This window comes from Microcoleus sp. BROC3, assembly GCF_036702515.1.
GTDB lineage: Bacteria > Cyanobacteriota > Cyanobacteriia > Cyanobacteriales > Microcoleaceae > Microcoleus.
Window position 1 is genome coordinate 1 of the sequence record NZ_JAUBTQ010000037.1, and the last position, 19,733, is coordinate 19,733.

The 19,733-nt window shown below is 45.3% G+C and carries 16 protein-coding genes, 1 pseudogene and 1 CRISPR repeat array; of the genes and pseudogenes, 11 read left to right on the forward strand and 6 right to left on the reverse strand.

What is annotated here, in order from left to right; translation table 11 throughout:
- Nucleotides 1-58 precede the first annotated feature (58 nt).
- A complete protein-coding gene (locus tag QUB30_RS22060; protein ID WP_333337471.1) occupies nucleotides 59-283 on the reverse strand; it encodes a hypothetical protein in 225 nt (74 codons plus the stop codon).
- Between the two features lie 516 nt (nucleotides 284-799).
- Here QUB30_RS22060 and QUB30_RS22065 point away from each other — a divergent pair.
- Nucleotides 800-1,251 (forward strand): annotated as a pseudogene (locus tag QUB30_RS22065) (ISAs1 family transposase); the annotation flags it as partial.
- A gap of 186 nt (nucleotides 1,252-1,437) precedes the next feature.
- On the opposite strand, the gene QUB30_RS22070 reads toward QUB30_RS22065, so the two are convergent.
- The gene (locus tag QUB30_RS22070; protein ID WP_333337474.1) at nucleotides 1,438-2,439 is read right to left on the reverse strand and encodes a hypothetical protein; all 1,002 of its coding nucleotides are present in this window, start codon (nucleotides 2,437-2,439) and stop codon (nucleotides 1,438-1,440) included.
- Between the two features lie 159 nt (nucleotides 2,440-2,598).
- Between QUB30_RS22070 and QUB30_RS22075 the strand changes: the two genes are divergently transcribed.
- The gene (locus tag QUB30_RS22075) at nucleotides 2,599-3,795 is read left to right on the forward strand and encodes a CapA family protein (RefSeq protein ID WP_333337477.1); all 1,197 of its coding nucleotides are present in this window, start codon (nucleotides 2,599-2,601) and stop codon (nucleotides 3,793-3,795) included.
- 112 nt (nucleotides 3,796-3,907) lie between these two features.
- Here QUB30_RS22075 and QUB30_RS22080 read toward each other — a convergent pair whose 3' ends face one another.
- Nucleotides 3,908-5,443: an NAD(P)/FAD-dependent oxidoreductase gene (locus QUB30_RS22080; RefSeq protein ID WP_333337480.1), complete on the reverse strand. Its 1,536-nt coding sequence runs from the start codon at nucleotides 5,441-5,443 to the stop codon at nucleotides 3,908-3,910.
- Between the two features lie 269 nt (nucleotides 5,444-5,712).
- A complete protein-coding gene (locus QUB30_RS22085) occupies nucleotides 5,713-6,474 on the reverse strand; it encodes a cobalt-precorrin-6A reductase (protein ID WP_333337483.1) in 762 nt (253 codons plus the stop codon).
- Nucleotides 6,475-6,659: 185 nt separating this feature from the next.
- Here QUB30_RS22085 and QUB30_RS22090 point away from each other — a divergent pair, with 185 nt between their 5' ends.
- On the forward strand, nucleotides 6,660-7,478 hold the full coding sequence (locus tag QUB30_RS22090) for a tetratricopeptide repeat protein (protein ID WP_333337487.1): 819 nt from the start codon (nucleotides 6,660-6,662) through the stop codon (nucleotides 7,476-7,478).
- A 185-nt stretch (nucleotides 7,479-7,663) separates the two neighbouring features.
- Here QUB30_RS22090 and QUB30_RS22095 read toward each other — a convergent pair whose 3' ends face one another.
- On the reverse strand, nucleotides 7,664-8,452 hold the full coding sequence (locus tag QUB30_RS22095; protein WP_333337490.1) for a TIGR01548 family HAD-type hydrolase: 789 nt from the start codon (nucleotides 8,450-8,452) through the stop codon (nucleotides 7,664-7,666).
- A 177-nt stretch (nucleotides 8,453-8,629) separates the two neighbouring features.
- On the opposite strand from QUB30_RS22095, the gene QUB30_RS22100 reads away from it, so the two are divergent.
- The 8 genes from QUB30_RS22100 to QUB30_RS22135 all read left to right on the forward strand — a co-directional run bounded on the left by QUB30_RS22100 (nucleotide 8,630) and on the right by QUB30_RS22135 (nucleotide 18,540).
- Nucleotides 8,630-8,941, forward strand: coding sequence for a 30S ribosomal protein PSRP-3 (locus tag QUB30_RS22100; RefSeq protein ID WP_293181450.1), 312 nt, complete (start codon nucleotides 8,630-8,632; stop codon nucleotides 8,939-8,941).
- Nucleotides 8,942-9,336: 395 nt separating this feature from the next.
- Complete coding sequence (locus QUB30_RS22105) at nucleotides 9,337-10,410, forward strand: class I SAM-dependent methyltransferase (protein WP_333337492.1); 1,074 nt, start codon at nucleotides 9,337-9,339, stop codon at nucleotides 10,408-10,410.
- A gap of 574 nt (nucleotides 10,411-10,984) precedes the next feature.
- A complete protein-coding gene (locus tag QUB30_RS22110; protein ID WP_333337661.1) occupies nucleotides 10,985-11,716 on the forward strand; it encodes a Mo-dependent nitrogenase C-terminal domain-containing protein in 732 nt (243 codons plus the stop codon).
- Between the two features lie 577 nt (nucleotides 11,717-12,293).
- Nucleotides 12,294-13,334, forward strand: coding sequence for a GTPase ObgE (gene obgE / locus QUB30_RS22115; RefSeq protein WP_333337495.1), 1,041 nt, complete (start codon nucleotides 12,294-12,296; stop codon nucleotides 13,332-13,334).
- Between the two features lie 274 nt (nucleotides 13,335-13,608).
- Nucleotides 13,609-14,953: a CRISPR direct-repeat array (repeat unit 37 nt; unit sequence GCCGCAATTAACCTAACTCCCTATCAGGGATTGAAAC).
- An 85-nt stretch (nucleotides 14,954-15,038) separates the two neighbouring features.
- Nucleotides 15,039-15,209 carry a DUF2442 domain-containing protein gene (locus QUB30_RS22120; protein ID WP_333337498.1) on the forward strand — a complete coding sequence of 57 codons (171 nt, stop codon included), beginning with the start codon at nucleotides 15,039-15,041 and terminating at the stop codon, nucleotides 15,207-15,209.
- A gap of 400 nt (nucleotides 15,210-15,609) precedes the next feature.
- The gene (locus QUB30_RS22125; protein WP_333337500.1) at nucleotides 15,610-16,515 is read left to right on the forward strand and encodes a D-hexose-6-phosphate mutarotase; all 906 of its coding nucleotides are present in this window, start codon (nucleotides 15,610-15,612) and stop codon (nucleotides 16,513-16,515) included.
- 222 nt (nucleotides 16,516-16,737) lie between these two features.
- Nucleotides 16,738-18,264, forward strand: coding sequence for a phosphomannomutase/phosphoglucomutase (locus QUB30_RS22130; RefSeq protein WP_333337503.1), 1,527 nt, complete (start codon nucleotides 16,738-16,740; stop codon nucleotides 18,262-18,264).
- Nucleotides 18,265-18,312: 48 nt separating this feature from the next.
- Nucleotides 18,313-18,540 carry a hypothetical protein gene (locus QUB30_RS22135; protein WP_333337507.1) on the forward strand — a complete coding sequence of 76 codons (228 nt, stop codon included), beginning with the start codon at nucleotides 18,313-18,315 and terminating at the stop codon, nucleotides 18,538-18,540.
- A gap of 319 nt (nucleotides 18,541-18,859) precedes the next feature.
- Here the strand turns inward: QUB30_RS22135 and QUB30_RS22140 are convergent, their stop codons facing one another.
- Entirely contained in the window at nucleotides 18,860-19,261 is a 402-nt protein-coding gene (locus QUB30_RS22140; protein WP_333337509.1) for a hypothetical protein, read from the reverse strand.
- Between the last annotated feature and the right edge of the window lie 472 nt (nucleotides 19,262-19,733).

Consider the following 19,733-nt stretch of genomic DNA (forward strand, 5'->3'; position numbering starts at 1 on the left):
AATGGTTATTAAATGGGATCGAAAAATCAAAAATAAAGGCAATGCTATTTTATCCGGTTTAGCTGCGTAGCAGCTTATATCCTTGACCGATGCCGACAGGTATACCGTGGGGTAAGGCTGTGGGTTGATGTTCATAGGTACGTTCTTTGAGGGTACGTGCATGGGGTCTTAACCACGCTGTATGATCGATTGCTAATACTGGACGTTCCACTTGTGATATCTGTTGGATGTATAGTTGCATCAATTGGTCAGGCGTCTGGTCTACAGTCTTGTAGTGCTTCATAGGCGCTCTTACACTCACGCCGAAATAAGGGATTGAGGGCTAAATCTCCTCGCGCATGAGACGTGACGAGTCGTGATTATCGCGTCTGCTAGTTCAAAGGTGGCGTATGCAGGCTTGACCCAAGTATTGATAAGCTAGTTGACGAAATTCCCGTAATTGTTCAAACAGAGATTGCAGGTAGATTTGAGATTTTTTGCGCTCATTCTCAATTTTCTACCCTGATGCTGTCTGTCGTTACAATCGCAGACAGTTTTTTTTGAACTTTATTTCGATGTTTGTGTCACGCTTCAGGTGAAACCTTGTTCAAGTATAACTATACCCTCACATTGTCGGCGTTAATTCTCTGGCAGCTCGTGACATAAGTCAGTCGCAATATCAAAGAGAACGTCAGCAGTCGCTGGTATCTATCTCATCGTGAACCTCATAGCTTGTCGCCAGCGACCGTTGCCGTTCTTGATGAATGTTTGCCAGTCTCGCTCGCGAGCGCACTTTTTGACCTGCTTAGTCTAAACTCCAAAAGCACATCATCGAGTCGAAACTATAAAAGTTTGGGCGGTTCCAGTGGCAGCACTCGGACGACTTTACAAACAAGAAGACTGGGCAGATATTCTGACTATTGTTTGTTATAGTAGAAAGTTTCCGTTATTTGTGGAACACAACCACTCATGAAGTACAGTTTTACCTGAGATCTTTACCCGTAGATGCTAAAGCGGAATGGTCGCGCTATTCGCCAACATTGGAGTATTGAAAATCAACAACATTGGATTTTAGATGTCACTTTTAATGAAGATATATGTCGCATTCGGTCGTTGAATAGCCCTCGGAACTTGGCTGCGATCAGACGGATGTCCCTTAATGCTGTCAATCAAGAAACCACTCTCAAGCTTAGCTTGCGACAGAAAAGGAAACGGGCTGCGATGAATGATGAGTACATGATGCTTCTTCTCAACTCCTTGTGTCAAGACTGATTGAGATACTCTTACCCTGTGTCGCTACCCCGATTAATTGTAGGGACACGGCATTGCTCTCGCGGTGTCCTGACTGTGGGTAATATTAATTCCGATGCTACCGGAGTTGATATAAATTCCTCGATTCTACCTATCTTCAGTCTAAGCAAAAAATATTTATGTTGCATTAAAATTGTGCTATTTCGCCTAATTTTGCGGAATAATCTGCTGCTTAAACTCAAATAGATTAGGATTTTCTGGGTCATAAAACGCCCGCAACCAATGCACGTTGGGAGAACCAAAAGTTTCAACTCTAGTAAAATTTTTCATTCTCGGTAATTGAGTCTCATCAGTAAAATATGGTAAAGGTTTATCGATGCGGAAATAGTGAGTATCGCCGTGGACGAATACAACCTGCCCTGAGAAATTGCCTGTTTCTGTTTCCAGAGTTGCGATAAAATCGTTGTAGCCACTTCTTCTTTTGTCCGTTGGATCGAGTTCAAATCCCGGATTGGCCTGTGCAACTAACATAATTCCTTTGCTGTTGCTGCGTTTGGCTAAAGCAAAACATTCTTTGATCCAGGCTAAGTTAGCTGAATTGCGATCGGCATATTCTCCATCTGCTTCGGGAGTGCGGCCAAAATTGTTGTTGCTTCCCGGCATATTAATCGCGAAAAACACAACGCCATGATAAATCCAGCGAACATTTTCGCGGAATTTAGCAAACTGCGGGTTTTCGCTTTGACGGGTGAGAGTTAAGGTACGCTTTCCCAAACTTTGATTACCGTTGCTAAATATTTCCCGCAGTTTAGCGAGTCTTTCTACAGGATCGTAACTGCCGTTTTTCGATCGGTGGCAATCCGTCCATTCATTATCGCCATAGGCAAGAATAAACGGCCTCTCAAAATTGTCAAATAACTGCTTGCGGCTGACAAAAATTGCATCATCGCAGACACTAGAACCGTTTTTAATGTCGCCGTCGTGGACTACAAACGCTGCGGGCGATCGATTGATATCTGCAATCAAATTCGGAAATTGTGCTTCCTGTTCGGCACTGTAGGGCAAATCGCCAATCAAGGCAAATTCAAAAGGTCGTGAAGCGAAGCTATCCCGAAGGGAATCGCCCGAAGTTTGAGCGTAAGTGAAAACACCAAAACCTGTAATTAATACAAAAACAATAAAGGCGAGAATTAGATAGTTTTTTTTCATATGTTTAGTCGTAACTAATTGAGTTAGGATGACTTACTTAGAACCCAGGAAAAATAGATGCTGCGATTGCTTCACTACCGTTCGCAATGACAGACTTATGTTATTAACTTAAGTCCTGGTCATGATACCATATAAGGAGAAAAATCGCTCTCATAAATTATGAATTTTCGTCTGCCGTTTTCACTAATTGCTATGCTTTCGATCGCAGGCTGCAATATCCAAACGCCAAAAACCAACACACAGCCTACAGAAAGTCGATCGCCAATTGCAGCCCCTGTTCCCGCCCAACCCAAGTCTGAGATCGAAGAAGCAAAACTAATTGCTGTCGGCGACATCATGATGCACAGTACCCAAACGCGATCGGGCTACGACGCAAAAAAGAAAACATACAATTTTGACAGTTTCTTCGCACCAGTTAAAAGTATCCTGTCAACAGGCGATTGGGTGATCGGAAATCTCGAAACACCTTTAGCGGGGGAAGATGCGGGCGGATATACGGGATATCCGCTATTTAACGCACCGGCTCAATTAGCGGATGCTGCTAAAAAAGCAGGATTTAATATCTTGACAACCGCGAACAATCATGCTTTAGACCGTGGAGAAAAAGGAGTAATTAGGACGATCGCCAATCTGAGCGATCGTAAAATTGCTTCAACAGGAACAGCCCGCTCTGCAGCGGAGGCTTCACGAATTTTAATCAGCACCAAAAACAACATTTCCCTAGCTATTCTCGCTTACACCTACGGCACAAACGGCATTCCCATACCCCAAGGCAAAGATTACTTAGTTTCGCTAATTGACGAAAAAAAGATAGTCAAAGATATTGCCAAAGCCCGAACCAAAGGAGCCGATGTCATCGCAATTTCCCTGCACTTCGGCGATGAATATCAGCGACAGCCAAACGCCCAACAAAAACAATTAGTTCAAAACCTATTAAAAGCTGGTGCAGACATCATTCTCGGCAGCCATCCCCACGTCGTCCAACCTTACAAAATATTTAAATTCCCCGGAAAAAATGGGAAAACCCGCAAAGCTGTAGCAATTTATTCAATGGGAAACTTCATTTCCGGTCAAACCAAAAATTATACAGACTTAGGCGTGATTTTTCAAGTAAATTTTCGTAAAAAAATTACTGAAAAAACTACAGAAATTACTGGGATAACACCTATTCCTACTTGGGTACATCGCTATCCTCAAAACAATCAAATGAAATATCGAATTTTGGCCTTAAAACAAACAGTAACTAAGAAAAAAGACTCGCTCTTAACAAATTCGCAGTATCCAGTTTTAGAAACATACTTGCAAAAGATGAACAATCATCTTAACTCTTTGAAGAGTGTGAAAAAATCCAAGTAATTTGGCATTGGGAATTGGGTCTTGGTGATTGTAATTGGAGGTAGAGCCGACGATCGGTTTTATTCCCAGGCAGTGCCCGTTGGTAAGGTAACAACTTAAGCTAGGGAAGCAATCATGTATCCAACGGAAGAGGGTGTAGTGGAGTAGAGCGACTTTTCTTTTTATGATTATATTCTTCGGATACGCCAAGATAATCTGATGGTTGATATCTGCCGAAGAGCTCTGCGAAAATGTTAGGCAATTTTCGATAAGGAGAAACACCCAGATCTTTAAGCATGATGTCAATATATTGTTGAAAGCGAGTATTTACTGCACAGGATCGCGAAGGTTCAAATTGAATATTTGCGCGTTTCCACTGACGGATATATTCAATACTTTTTTCCATGTTTTCGCTGGAAGGTAACTCAAGTTCACCACGCAAGTAAGCACACAGCCATTGTGCAGCGACCTCCACTGCAGGCACGTGCATAAATCCATGATTGAATCCGGCAAAGGCTATGCCAGGAATGCGAGGATGAAGCAAGTGGCGATATAACTGCACGCCATCGGGTTCGGTTTCCAAGATTTTTCGATATTTATCGGGCAAAAATGGAAAAATTGGCGCTTGCGAACCCAAAGATAGAATGACTAAATCGCATGGAATCTCGCAACCATTTTTCAACTTTACTGCTTCTGGCGAAAAACTAGATAATTCTGCACGGTGTGGCGAGATTTTTCCTTCTGCAATAAACGGATAGTAATCTTCAGGCGCAACCGCTGTGGCTGAACGTAAATCAGGCAATAGTTTGTGGTCTGGTTGTACAGCTTTGATGCGACTCTGGGCCTCTTGGCCTTTTCCAGAAACATTTCGCTGAACTTGAAAGCGGAAGATGGATGCAATCAAATCCCAAAAACCGGAAACAATGAAGCCAAGGCGATTGTGCAAGAAACGTTCAATGGCGGTTGGATGTGCCCAACTTGTCATCATCACTGTTCCAAAACGGCTGAATAATGCGTAGGTAAAATGTACGCCCAAAATCCATTCTGGGATAAGCCAGCGCGGTGTACGAAATACATGATTTACTTGCGCGCCTTGTTTGGCTGCGAAAGTCGCCATGTCCAAAGCACTCTTTCCGAAGCCAACGATTACAACTCGTTGATTGTCGAATATATCAAGCGCGCGCACATCCCGTTCAGTGATGATTTTCCCGCCGAAATCTTCGATACCTGGAAATTCAGGTTGATACTTTCCTTCTGTATATTGCCCGACTGAGATAACCACGTATCCAAATAATTCTTCGCGAACGCCCTCCTGGTTTTTATATTTTAATAGCCAGCCATCTTCTGTTTCTTTGAGTTCGATAACTTCATGATTTAACCGCACATCAAGCTTTAGATGGTTGACCGCTTGTTCCAAATAATTCAGGATTTGTTCTCCGGTGGGATGTAAATCAGGCGTGAACGGCCAGGGAAAATCAGATAAATGATACTGTTCCCTGATATTTTGCAGGTGTACGTTTGGGTATGCAAGTGCCCATACTCCGCCAAGCTTTTCGGATTTGTCGAAAACAACTGCTTGGAAACCATTTTTATTGAGAATATGGGCTGTCGTAATGCCGGATATTCCCGCGCCAATAATGGCAATTGGCATACCGTTTTTGTATTGCATATATTTGAGTCTCCTTATTTGGTATGGTTATTAGAGTAATTCTCCTGACGCAGTGACAAAAAACCGGAAGCCTTGTACTCAGAAGAGTTTAAATCGATCGCTCTGACACAGACAGAGGGGTTGTCACCCCGTCAAATCCGCGACCTGAACCCCAACTGCTGATAGTAGTCTAGGTGGTTGTAGACTAAGGGGAGAGCAATTCTTGCCGTCTGGCTGCTACAAGCTCAGTTGAGGCGCGCTGGCACATTCCGATCGCCCCAAGGATGTAACTAATAACTCATAACTAATAACTGCTTAATTAACCAAGCGATCGCTCGTTCAACATTATCAACCTGCTCAACATCTGGAATCTGCGGTCGCTGCACCATTACAACAGAAATTCCCAGTTCCCTAGCCGCTGCAATTTTAGCATAAGTAGCACCGCCCCCGCTGTTTTTACTAACAATTGTATCAATCTGATATTCTAACAGCAATTCTCGCTCGTCTTCCAATGTAAAAGGCCCCCTTGCTAATAACAATTTACCGTTAGGTACAGGAGTATTTAGTGCAGGAGGATCGATCGCCCGCATCAAAAACCAAATAGCATCCAAACCCGCAAACGCAGCCAATTCCTGCCTGCCAATGGTGAGAAACACCCGCTGAGACTGCCCTAATAAAGCCCTTGCAGCCTCCGAGTGGCTGGCAACTTCAATCCAGCGATCGCCCTCCACCCTCTCCCAAGCAGGACGCACCAGCATCAAATAGGGCACATTACATTCAGCAGCAGCAACAGCAGCATTGGCAGAAATCTGAGCCGCAAACGGATGAGTAGCATCAATTAACAAGTCGATCGGGCGATCGAGCAAAAACTCGGCCAGCCCAGCCGCCCCACCAAACCCCCCAATTCGCACCGTACCCGTTTTTGGGGTAAAAGGCTGTTGAGTGCGTCCTGCTAGCGAAGATACCACCTCTATTTCAGCGATTTGAGACGCTCTGGCAGCCAATTCAGCAGCATCTCCCGTTCCGCCTAAAATTAGCAACCGTTTTTTCACCGAATCACCCCTAACTTATACAATTTTAGATTTTAGATTTTAGATTTTAGATTTGTAAATGACTGATGAAATAAGGGTTTGAAGGTTGCCTACAGTCACATCCTTTTTTGAAACTGGTACTATCGAAGCTACGCCGGCAAATTCGGTTAATAATATGTTTAGTAAAGTTTAAACTGCCAACAACGATGATCCGCTCACTTTTCACATTTTTTACAGTATTAATTGTAACCGCGTTAGTGTGGTTGGGGAATACCGCGCCCGCTGCCGCACAAGTACAACCAACAGATATCGCCGATCCCCAACAGGAATTGGGAGAACTCGTTCAAAAAGCTTTTGAAGCTACAAATGAAGGCCAATTTCCCGCCGCTGAAACTTTTTGGACTCAAATTATTGACAAATTTCCCTCACAAGCCGCCGCTTGGAGCAACCGAGGCAATTCTAGAGTCAGCCAAAACAAACTACAAGCCGCTATTTCTGACTACGAAAAAGCGATGGAACTAGCTCCCGACGCCCCCGATCCCTACCTAAACCGCGGCACCGCCTTAGAAGGTTTAGGACGCTGGGAAGAAGCGATCGCCGACTACAATCACGTGCTAGAATTAGACCCCAAAGATCCAGCCGCATACAACAACCGAGGCAACGCCGAAGCAGGTTTAGGAAAATGGGAACAAGCAATTGCCGACTACAGCAAAGCCTTTGAATTAGCCCCCGAATACGCCTTTGCCCGCGCCAACCACGCCCTCGCACTTTATCAAAACGGGCAAACAAAAGAAGCAATTCGCAACATGAAAAATATCGTCCGAAGATACCCTCAATTTGCAGACATGAGAGCCGCCCTTAGCGCCTGTCTTTGGGAAGCAGGAAAGCGCGGTGAAGCTGAGAGCAATTGGGTAGCAGCAGTCGGCCTCGATTCCCGCTACAAAGACCTCGATTGGGTTGCCAATACCCGCCGCTGGCCGCCAGTTGCAGTCAGTGCATTAGACAAGTTCTTGCACTTGAAATAATCTCAAAGGGAAAGTTGACTGTTGACTGTTGACTGTTGACTGTTGACGGGCGGGTCGAAAAACTGAATGGTTGACTGTTAACTGTTGACTCGATTTTATTATTCCGATACAACCGGAAACGATATCATTGGTTATTTGTTATTTCGACAACTAACAACTGACAACTGACAACTAACAACTAACAACTAACAATTGACTAATTCTCGAATCCGCGCAGCCGTCAACTCTTCGACATTCCTGAAAACCGCTGCTGCACCAGCAGTTTTCAGCGCTGCAGCATAAGCATCGCAGCGCACAGAATCATCCAAAACATGAGGTGGCAAAATTCCAGTCCCCAGCCAAACCCGATTTGGTTGCACTTCCCGCGCATTCACAACCGTGTAAATATCGGCAACAGTATCTCCCGCGTAAATCACGGGCAAATTTTTTTCTAAACCGTGCAGGTTTTCCAACTGTTCAATTGCTGCGAAAAGTCCAGCCGGATCGGGTTTTCCCGGTGCATCTTCCATCGCCACCAACACGGGGGATTTTAAACTCAGTTTCCCTGACAAAACATAAGCAGCTTCATCCCGCATCGCCCCGCTAAAAAAGCCCCAAACAATGTCCCCAACTGTTAAATTTTCCAGGTAAGCCGGACTTAACAACAGCGGTTCGTCACAAATGTAACCAGTCCAATTTTTCTCATCGGGCCCGCGATAGCGACTTTGGAAAAAAGCCACTAATTCGTCATAGTTGAGAGCGATTTGGTTTCTCGATCGCCCAATTCCGTCAAAATAACGGCAAACTAACTCGAAAGACGCCTGCCAGTCATTATTCCACACTCCCTCAGACTTCAGAGAGTCGATATCGAGAGAATTCGGGCGAAAAGCACCCGCCGTGAAATGTTCCACCGCATCCGCGATCGCCCGCCGGTAGGAACCGGACACATCCCGCACCACACCGTCAATGTCGAAGACTAAAATAACTCTGTTCACAACTTAACTATCCTTGTACCTAGGGCGGGTGAGAACCCAAATTTTATCTGTTCCCAGCCCCTGAGAGGCGCTAAAACCAGCCGCGCCAGAAAACTTTTAATGGCCGATGACTCATTATCGAACAGAGTGTGCTACGCTTAGCGATTGTAGAAATTTTTAACAAGTTCGATCGGAACCCTGGAGGTTTGCTTGTCCAAGTTTATCTTAAAAGTTCTCTGGCTAGAAGAGAATGTTGCCCTCGCCGTTGACCAAGTTGTCGGCAAAGGAACTAGCCCGCTGACAGCTTACTTTTTCTGGCCCCGCAAGGATGCGTGGGAAGAACTCAAAAACGAACTCGAAGCCAAACACTGGATTGCTGACAACGATCGCGTCGAAGTCCTCAACCAAGCTACAGAAGTAATCAACTACTGGCAAGAGGAAGGCAGACGGCGGCCGATGACTGAAGCTCAGTCAAAGTTCCCCGAAGTGACTTTTACCGGCAGCAACTAAGCCCCGCTTTAAGTTGCTACCCATATAAATTGCCTGTTATGGCTGACGGGGGGAAGGAGAGAGGGGGAGAAGGCGAGAGGATTTGACGCTTTTTCCACCTCGCCGTGAAACATACAATTTAAATGCGCTACAGCTTATCGAGATATTAACTCCGATTTTGGGACCTACTCGGGTTTTGGGCTTGGTTGATGTGAGATTTGAGATTTGAGATTTATGCAAAATAAAGCTCTCAAATCGGATTTTCAACAATCTAAAAAGACTAAGCAACCAAACCAAATAAATCTAAAATCGGCTTTTTTATACTTTTAAATTGTACAGTTAGCTCTCAAAAGACTTCCCTATGACTAATGACTAATGACTAATAACTAATAACTAATGACTTCTTCGCGGAATTTATGGGCGCCGAAAGTACGATCGACCAAACCGAACAGCTACCGCTAGTAGTAAATCCCGACATTCTCCAGCAAGCTATCCTCTACAAAATTAATACTCGCATAAACGCTCGCGGAGAATTAGTTTTCCCCTGCGTACCGGGAATGCTAAGCCACTATCTCAAGGCGATAGAACAGCTATTTCGCACACTCGACAGACCCCTGCCAGAAGAACGCAGAGACGAACTCAGCAAGCTTTTAGCCAGCAAGTTAGAACAAGGCTACCGCACCTCCACAGCATCGCTGCTGATCCTGCAATACGAATCAGTGCAGCCGCCGCAAACCGGTTTAGCTTGCAAAGTGATTGTTACTACCTCAACAGTTGGAGAACAGTACAAAAGCTGGGTAGACACCAGAGAACCTCCGCTTTTCGGCTCTCATCCAGACGCAAAATTGATGGCAACGGCTGCTAAATTGGGTACACCCGATCGAGTGCGGATATTGGACGTGGGGGCTGGTACCGGCCGCAATACCTTGCCCCTGGCGAGATTGGGCTATTCTGTAGATGCGGTCGAACTAACTCCAGCTTTTGCAGAACAATTGAAAGCAGCAGTAACAGCCGAACATCTTCCCGTGACAGTTATTGAAGGCGATGTGCTCGACCCGTTAATGCGGATGAAACCTGCCCGCTACCAGTTGGCAGTTGCCGCCGAAGTCATCTCGCATTTTCGAGACAGCGATCAAGTACGGCTTTTCCTCGCTAAAATGTGCGATTCCCTCTCTCCCGGAGGTCTCTTGCTGTTCAGCACGTTTTTAACCGTCGGCGACTACCAGCCAGATGCCCTCGTGCGACAAGTTGCCCAACTCTCTTGGTCTACTTTATTTACCCCCCAAGAACTCGCCACTGCAATGGAAGGGTTGCCCTTAGTCCAAATATCCGACGAATTGGTGTTTGAGTACGAACGCCACCACCTGCCAGAAGGAGCCTGGCCGCCGACGCCCTGGTTTCCCAGTTGGGCCACCGGTCGAGATGTCTTCCCAATGGCAAACGGACGCCCGCCAATGGAATTGCGCTGGATTTTGTGCCGCCGCAGTTAAAAAAATCAGTCTGCCCTAAACGGACACAGCAATCAAAATCCTTAACAGGCGGTAATAGTTTCCTCAGATATTTTGATTTCAACAGCTTGAAGCCGGCTCGCTGTTAATATTGCCCAGCCTGCACACAAAAATTTACAAAAATATATATTAAGATGTAAAGAGAGCGAAGTTCGATCGCCCCTGGGTGAGAAACCCAGTGTCTGATTAGATCCAACGCTTGCAAACCTTTGATTGCTTGCGAAAAATTGGGCTGGTCAGGGCAATCTGACTTGAATAAAATTCGATCGCTCTCTCGATCGGTGCAACTAGAGTTAAGATGAATCAAACAAACCTATTCCTCCAGATAGATGACCTTTTAGGGGAAAAGGATTAGCTAATAGATTAGCTCGCTAGTTAGCGATGCTCCTGAGACAAAAATATGCTTTTAACACGTCCACTACAAGCGTTTGGAGCAATCTTCAGGCACCAACCTTCAACAAATAGATTGAGCGAACACAAAAGCAGTAAAAATTATTGGGAGGGGAATATTTATCCCGCTGTAAACGAACAAATTGACTGGTATATCCAACTGGAAATGCTCATGAGTAACGCGAAATCTTCCTGCACCAATGAAGAGATTACCGCTTGGCTGCGCGGATTGCTGACAATTGCTTGGGCAGACGGCAACTATGACGAAGACGAGCAAAAAATGATTGCGAATCTAACTCAGGATGAACTAAATTCTGTATCTTTTGAGGGAAATTTTGAACCGATTGCCCCAGAGGAACTAGCTGATGTTTTAGGGAAAAGCACGGCCAACGGCGAGAATTTTTTGAGAACAGCAGTAATGGTAGCCTTGGCAGACGGTACCTACTCGCTCTCGGAAGACGAGGTAATCTACAAGTTTTGCACAGCTTTGGGTCACAAGGTTGAGGCCATCGAAGCTCTGCGACACACCATCGAAGACAGCAAGTGCGATGCCCAGGGGCCCAGCAGCCAAATAGTCTTTGATGTAAATGCCACCCCCATCGGAACACCGCTTTCATCTCGACTGCCTCAACCTCACCACAAAAATGTCCTGCAACCAGTCAAAGACTGGCTTGACGCCTGGGAAGTTCACGACCCGAGAGTGGCACACTTTGTCTGCAAAATGATTCCGCCGCAGTGTCCGTTTGAGCGAGATGTCGTGTTATTCGGACGCAAAATCGTGCACATTCCGGCGATGTGCAAGATTAACCCGCTTTACGAACAGTTGGTGGGGATGCGCTTTCGAGCTCTCTGCTATTTGGCAGATGAATGTAAGGAAGATGTCTCGATATATTGTTAGGGGTAATGGGAATTGGGAATTGGGAAGTGCTAATTGCTAATTCACTCCAGGAAGCAAAACCTCTATTTGTAAGGTGCGCACTGCGCACCTTGCCGCTATGATTAACTGATTTTTTTAGCCGAAAAACATCGTTACAGCTATCCGCCCCATTAGATATATCCAGAACTTAAGTGTCCGACAGGACAACACAATGGTTTCAGATTCTTTTGCGAGGTATTGGCTGTAAAAACGAGGCTTATTCAGTTTTGGTGCGTGAGTCCTGCTAATATCAAATCTGCTGTGATAATACTAATTTAACAAAAGTATTGGTACTATCCTCAATCTTATAAAAATTATTAAAAATTGCAGATTTAGGAGCCGGAAACGGCAGTTTGGTTTCCCTACAAATGCTCGCGTACAATTTGTCGCTATCCACTACTTTTCAGCATTGGTATAATTATATGTTTCCGGTAACTGTAAATCGCGACTAAACTTGCCTTTCCTCCGCCGACGGGGACTAAAGGAAAAAAGGAATATTGTACCTGGATAGGGTATCATAATAACTAATGACTACTGACTATTGACTGCTGACTAAATTATGCAATTTATCGATCGCGCAGATATTCAAGTCGCAGCCGGCAAAGGCGGCGACGGTATGGTAGCTTTTCGCAGAGAAAAGTACGTACCGGCGGGCGGGCCGAGCGGCGGCACCGGCGGGCGGGGCGGTTCTGTGTTTATGGTGGCGGTGGAAAGCCTGCAAACGCTGCTAGATTTTCAGTACAACCGCATTTTTAAAGCCGAAGACGGGAAGCGAGGCGCGCCGAAGAATATGACCGGGGCTTCTGGGGACGATCGCACGATCGAAGTTCCCTGCGGTACAGTTGTTTACGACGCGGAAACTCAGGCAATCTTAGCAGATTTAGTGACGCCGGGACAGACTTTTTGCGTTGCCAAAGGCGGCAAAGGCGGTTTGGGAAACAAGTGTTTTCTGACAAATTCCAACCGCGCTCCAGATTATGCGATGCCGGGAAAAGAAGGAGAACACAAATTTTTGCGGCTGGAATTGAAGCTATTAGCTGAAGTGGGAATTCTCGGGATGCCGAATGCTGGCAAATCCACCTTAATTTCAGCTTTGTCTGCGGCTCGTCCCAAAATAGCAGATTATCCGTTTACAACTTTAGTCCCGAATTTGGGTGTAGTCAGAAAACCCACCGGCGACGGTACGGTGTTTGCCGACATTCCGGGATTGATTGAAGGAGCTCACGAGGGCGCGGGTTTGGGTTACGAGTTTTTGCGGCACATCGAACGAACTCGGTTGCTGCTGCATTTGATCGATATTACGGATGAAGATCCGATCGCCAATTATGTCACTATTCAGGAAGAATTGAAGGCTTACAGGCGCGGTTTAGCCGATCGACCGCAGATTTTGGCTTTTAATAAGGTAGATGCGATCGACCTCGAAAGCGAAGAAATCGGTAATTTAATCAGCAGACTTAAAGAAATTAGCGGCGCTCCTGTTTTGTTGATTTCCGCTGTGAGTCGAGTTGGATTGGATGAATTGATGCAGCAAGTTTGGCAAAAACTCGACGAGATGAACGAGAAAGAGGCTGAGGAACTGTTAGCAGTCGCGAGTGTTTAATCGCTTTCCGGTTCGTGGAATTTCCGTGAATGGGTAGGTGTTTTTTTGAGGGGGTCAAATCTTTCGGCTGTATGGCTGGTGCGGCAAGGGTTTGAGCCTCTCTGCTTGAAAAATCGATTCGCGGAAACGCTGGAATTATTACTGAGTATGGCTTTCATGGTTGTTGAAGTTTGTGTCTCTTGACAGGGCGGTGGCTGAAATGATATTTTGTAGGTGGTTCACGGAACAGTACCTTGAAAACTAAATACTGTAAGGCTTCTGACACGGGCTATATGCCGCAATTAACCTAACTCCCTATCAGTTCACTAGACTTGAGATTACGCGCTGCCGCATGGCCGCAATTAACCTAACTCCCTATCAGGGATTGAAACTTCAACTTCCTTTATATTTACAGACAACAACCGTTGTTGTCAAGCCGCAATTAACCTAACTCCCTATCAGGGATTGAAACATTTCATATAAAGCCGCAACAGAAGATGACTTTTTTGCCGCAATTAACCTAACTCCCTATCAGGGATTGAAACTTTTAAACCGGCTGGCGTATGCCTTGACCAGCCGTTGGCCGCAATTAACCTAACTCCCTATCAGGGATTGAAACTTCACGTCCCCAAAATACGCGGCGGCCGATCGGGGCCGCAATTAACCTAACTCCCTATCAGGGATTGAAACTGTAATTTTATACCTCTCAGCCCATTGCTATCTGGCCGCAATTAACCTAACTCCCTATCAGGGATTGAAACTTTAATTAGCGGACGATCGGCGGCAACATTATCATGCCGCAATTAACCTAACTCCCTATCAGGGATTGAAACAAGATGCTAATGGGTACAGAGACGAACCCAAGCGACGCCGCAATTAACCTAACTCCCTATCAGGGATTGAAACGCCGAATTGACCACCTAAAAACAGTCGCTTACTCTTGCGCCGCAATTAACCTAACTCCCTATCAGGGATTGAAACATATTCCCGACTGGCAGTAACAAGTATTGTGTAATGGCTCTTAGCCGCAATTAACCTAACTCCCTATCAGGGATTGAAACGACTATGAATCCCGATACGCCTTCACATTTATTAGCCGCAATTAACCTAACTCCCTATCAGGGATTGAAACTTACAATAACGTTGCAAGCGGATAGCCTTCGGTATGAGCCGCAATTAACCTAACTCCCTATCAGGGATTGAAACTAGGTAGGCGACTGGCTTTAGTCGCCCATCCCGATTGCGCCGCAATTAACCTAACTCCCTATCAGGGATTGAAACCCTCAGTTACAGACACCGGACGCGGGTATATTATGCCGCAATTAACCTAACTCCCTATCAGGGATTGAAACACTGTAGTCCCGATCGGAATTGTACCCCACTGTCAGGCCGCAATTAACCTAACTCCCTATCAGGGATTGAAACTTTATTGCTCTGGTGAAAATGCCAATGCTTTTGTTGGCCGCAATTAACCTAACTCCCTATCAGGGATTGAAACTAATTTAAACTTCTCAAACTCAGCCTCTCGCAAAGCCGCAATTAACCTAACTCCCTATCAGGGATTGAAACTTAACTTTCACTTATTGCTGCCTCCCATTCTTTAGCCGCAATTAACCTAACTCCCTATCAGGGAGTGAAATTGGATTCACGATCCAAAAACTTTGGAAACTACACTCGATCGTACAAGAAAATCAGCAAATTTTATTCAGGCTGGGTATCGGTATTTTGGCAATTCAAACGGATGAGAGACTTAAGCAACTCCATTTTACCAAAGACACAATTAGCCTCAATTTGATAGATGGGCAAACCATTACCGTCCCTCTAGTTTCGTATCCGCGATTGCTGAATGCAACACCCGCACAGCACCAGAAGTGGCAAGTATGCGGCGCTGGCTAAGGCATCCATTGGGAAGAAATAGACGGAGACCTCAGAATGGATAATTACCTGAGTTTCAAAGCTGTTGTTTGCACTTGAATCAGCAACCTTTTAGCGCTTTTCTTAATGGTATCATCTGGGTAGCTCCTGAAAGTCAATGATTCGGGCTACTGGTATGGCATCTATGGTAATAAACAGTGAGAATTTGCAGAAAATGGATTGATGTGAAGACGTGAAGCTAGCATTAATCATGTGCTAATTCAAGAGTCTGAACGGAAGTTCGATCGATCGCAACACACATCATTCTCCACATCACCACTGTGTTAACCGATCGCACCCTCCCAGGTCAAACTCAACAATACAAAAAAATCTAACCACCATAATATCGGATAATTGTGAAGCAATTAACCAGGCAAACAGCATGAGTATTGACCAATTAAACACAGACTACGGCATTGCCGGCCACCTCACCTTCGCCACCGGAAACGGTGGTTTCCCGATGATTCACATCGACAACGGCCAAGCCAAAGCCTTAATTTCTGTGTATGCCGGCCAAGTGCTCTCTTTCCAACCAGCCACCGAAACCGCAGACTTGATGTTCGTCAGCGAAAAAGCCTACTACGCCGAAGGTAAAGCCATCAAAGGCGGTATACCCATCTGTTGGCCCTGGTTTGGCCCAGATCCCGAAGCCTTGGGGCGTCCCAGTCATGGGTTTGTGCGGAATCGCCTCTGGAATGTCGTCAACACCGCCACAACCCCTGACGGCGCAACCAAAGTCATTCTAGGACTCAAAGATACCGAGGAAACAAGAGCAATTTGGCCCCAAACCTTTGAACTGGCGATCGCAATTACGATCGGTACCAGCCTCACTGTAGAATTAATCACCCGCAATCTCGGTGACAAAGCCTTTCCCCTCACCCAAGCTTTCCACACCTATTTCCAAATCGGCGATATCAACCGCGTGCAGGTTTTGGGTTTAGAAAATAGCCAGTATCTTGATAAAGTTGATGGTGGTGTAGAAAAAACTCAAGGAGGTGCAGTGGTAGTAACAGGTGAAGTCGATCGCATTTATCTCGATGTCAGCAATGAATTAGTCATTGACGATAGCGCCCTCAATCGTCGGATTCGCATTAAATCCTCTGGCAGCAAATCCACCGTAGTGTGGAATCCTTGGGTGACAATTTCTGCAAACATGGCCGACCTTGATGATGCAGATTATCAGCGCTTGCTTTGCGTAGAAACTACCAATGCGGCTACAGATATTGTGGAAGTTCCCGCTCACGGTGAGTTCCGATTGCAGGCAATTTACAGCGTTGAACGCGACTGAGGAATGAGAGCTTAATCTCAGCGGTGATGGGGCAAAAATTCTGATAATTGGATTCAAAAACTCTATCACCGTAACGCATAATAGCGAATCCGAGATTTCTACCCTCTTTACTTATTAGTCCGCGCGGGCGAAGCCTGCTGTAAGCTTAGGCGAACTTTGTTTGTATCGGTTTCAACTGCCGAGGCTTTTTTACTTTCTACCTTCTAATTACTATCACTTCTTATGCAAAACTTCAACTGGATAAAGCTTCAAAATGGCTCAGACATTCGCGGTATCGCCCTCGAAGGGGTTCCCGGTGAAAAAGTTAACCTAACGCCAGAAATAGCCACAATCTTAGGTCAATCCTTTGTCAGTTGGCTGGTGCAAAAAGTCAACAAACCCGCCGCAGAATTAACGATCGCGATCGGGCGTGACAGTCGCCTATCAGGGCCAACCTTAATGCAATCAGTCATGGACGGGATCGCCTCAGTTGGTTCAACAGTGTACGATTTTGAAATGGCTTCAACCCCCGCCATGTTTATGAGTACCATAACCCCTGGTTTTGATTGCGACGGCGCGATTATGCTCACTGCTAGCCATTTGCCATTCAATCGCAACGGCTTAAAGTTTTTCACCGCCAAAGGTGGCTTACAAAAACAAGATATTACCGAGATATTAACACTAGCTGCCACTAATGAATTTCAGTCAGCCGCAGCGCCCGGTAAAATTATCAAAAATGATTTTATCTCCGTTTACGCTCACCAATTTGTCACAAAAATTCGGGAAGCAGTCAATCATCCCGATAACTTTGAACAGCCGCTGACAGGGTTAAAAATTGTTGTGGATGCGGGGAATGGTGCTGGCGGATTTTATGTCGATCGCGTTTTAAAACCTTTAGGTGCAGACACCACAGGAAGTCAGTTTTTAGAACCCGATGGCACTTTCCCCAATCATGTTCCCAATCCCGAAGATAAACAGGCAATGCAGTCAATTTGTCAAGCGGTAATTGAACATCAAGCTGATTTTGGGATTATTTTTGATACCGATGTCGATCGCAGTGCGGCTGTCGATGGAGCGGGCAATGAACTTAATCGCAATCGCTTAATTGCCTTGATTTCTGCGATCGTATTGCAAGAGCACCCAGGCTCTACCATTGTCACCGATTCTATCACCTCCGATGGCTTAACGCAATTCATCGAACAGGATTTAAAAGGGATTCACCATCGCTTTAAACGCGGCTACAAAAATGTGATTGACGAGTCGATTCGCCTCAATGAAGCCGGACAGGAATCATGGCTAGCCATTGAAACCTCTGGACATGGAGCTTTAAAAGAAAATTACTTTCTAGATGATGGCGCTTACTTGGTCAGTAAATTATTGATTGAGTTAGCTAAATCAAAGCTGGCCAATCAATCTTTGCCGGATTTAATTGCGAATTTAAAAGAACCCGAAGAAAGTGCAGAATTTCGGATTAAAATTGGTGTGGATGATTTCAAAGCGCAGGGCGATCGCGTTATCGAGCAACTGCAAGAATTTGTGTCAATGCAAGCCGACTGGAAAATCGTTCCGAATAACTATGAAGGTCTGCGAATTTCCTGCACGTCAGCTAGCGAATCCGGCTGGTTTCTGTTACGCTTATCGCTACACGATCCGGTGATGCCTTTGAATGTTGAGTCTAATGTTAAAGGTGGTGTCGCTCGCATAGTGGATCGGCTTTTAGCTTTTTTCCAAACAACAGAATACCTTGATTTATCGGCACTGTCGAGGTAAGCTTCACTCTAGACTGTTAGTAAACCAAACCTTAGGAGGAATTCGATCGTGTGGCTTTTAATCATTAAATGTTCTGCAGCAAGCTGGGATATCCATTCCAAAGCTTTCAAAGCAATTGCTGCCAAATATCCGGCTACGCCTCTTTCTTCCAAAAAGATGAAAGGCGACGGTCAACGCATCATGGAATATCAACTGGAAAACGTCAATGACGTAGAAGAGTTTATGGAAGAGTGCTTGACCTTAGATGGCTTCACCGCCACCTTTGAATCACTATAAATAGATGTCACAAGACTCTAGCAATTCTCAATCTGCCTTTCCTAGCCTTTGAGAGTGAACAATGGGGAATTAATCATGAGGTAATAGTGGGGAGAGTTGATACAGTTTTATGACTTTGGGAAACTGCTATTAAATCTCAATGCAGAACAGCTTATTTGTTACAGGGATTTTTTGCGGGTAACAATAGTCGAAACAGTTTGTATAGGGTAAGCTAAAACTCTTGATACTTTGCTGACAGTTCGATCGCCTGTTAGCGCAGCTTGCACCAGACGATCGCCTAAAATCATACGATTGGCGATCGAAACTGTCCAAAGTGTTGTTAAAGTGGGTTTGAGTCGCGAATTGGCCCGTTGTAATCGACTGTTACCCTCCCCTCTTGGGAAACAGTAACAACCGTCTCTACCGTATAGACAGACGAACCGGGTTTGTAACCTTTAAAAGTAAATGTCCAAGTACCATTGCCATTGTCTACAAAAGGCGATTGGGCCGAAGTACCGTGCATCGCTGCTTCGGCTCGATATTTCCCCAAACCCCCATTAGCAATTTCTGCTGCTTGACGGGCTAAGTTTTTTGCCCGATTGAGTTCGATATTGTTGGAAATAACAGTAATTTCGTTGAGTTGAGTTTGAGGAGAACCAACGGGATTGCTTGAGGCGGGGAAGACTCCAACAGCTAAAGTTGAGAGTGCTAGCAAACAAGCAAGTCGGATGTTTAGTTTCATAATACAAGCTGATTTATAGTTTGTAAACTCTACAGGAGATGCGCTAAAAGACCCGGAACAGCCAAAAATTGTTTGAGTAGCCTCGAATTGTTGACCCCACTCAAATTCTGTCGCCTCATTGCGGCGGGTTTTGTACTGAAATTGTTGCCGGATTGGAATATACAGCAGATTCCATTTATGAAGTACACCCGCCTCTAGTGAGTTCCCCGTAGGGACACGGCACTGCCGTGTCCCTACACTTCACAAACCTGGAATACGCTGTATATTTCAAGTCTTACCCGCTGCGAAGCCGTACCGAGTATATAATAACTAATCATATCGTTTCTGGTTGCATCGGAATCATAAAATCGAGTCAACAGTTAACACTAAACCATTCAGTTTTTCGACCCCGATTCAACAGTCAACCGATTTTAGATTTTAGATTTTAGATTTTAGATTTTTAACAGTCAACAGTCAACAGTCAACAGTCAAC

Bases quoted from the DNA above. Each gene is read 5' to 3' on its own strand.
- QUB30_RS22105 (WP_333337492.1), top strand. From the start codon at position 9,337: ATGGGCGCCGAAAGTACGATCGACCAAACCGAACAGCTACCGCTAGTA.
- QUB30_RS22140 (WP_333337509.1), bottom strand. From the start codon at position 19,261: ATGAAACTAAACATCCGACTTGCTTGTTTGCTAGCACTCTCAACTTTA.
- QUB30_RS22060 (WP_333337471.1), bottom strand. From the start codon at position 283: ATGAAGCACTACAAGACTGTAGACCAGACGCCTGACCAATTGATGCAA.
- QUB30_RS22110 (WP_333337661.1), top strand. From the start codon at position 10,985: ATGCTCATGAGTAACGCGAAATCTTCCTGCACCAATGAAGAGATTACC.
- QUB30_RS22070 (WP_333337474.1), bottom strand. From the start codon at position 2,439: ATGAAAAAAAACTATCTAATTCTCGCCTTTATTGTTTTTGTATTAATT.
- obgE (WP_333337495.1), top strand. From the start codon at position 12,294: ATGCAATTTATCGATCGCGCAGATATTCAAGTCGCAGCCGGCAAAGGC.
- QUB30_RS22075 (WP_333337477.1), top strand. From the start codon at position 2,599: ATGAATTTTCGTCTGCCGTTTTCACTAATTGCTATGCTTTCGATCGCA.
- QUB30_RS22090 (WP_333337487.1), top strand. From the start codon at position 6,660: ATGATCCGCTCACTTTTCACATTTTTTACAGTATTAATTGTAACCGCG.
- QUB30_RS22080 (WP_333337480.1), bottom strand. From the start codon at position 5,443: ATGCAATACAAAAACGGTATGCCAATTGCCATTATTGGCGCGGGAATA.
- QUB30_RS22125 (WP_333337500.1), top strand. From the start codon at position 15,610: ATGAGTATTGACCAATTAAACACAGACTACGGCATTGCCGGCCACCTC.
- QUB30_RS22130 (WP_333337503.1), top strand. From the start codon at position 16,738: ATGCAAAACTTCAACTGGATAAAGCTTCAAAATGGCTCAGACATTCGC.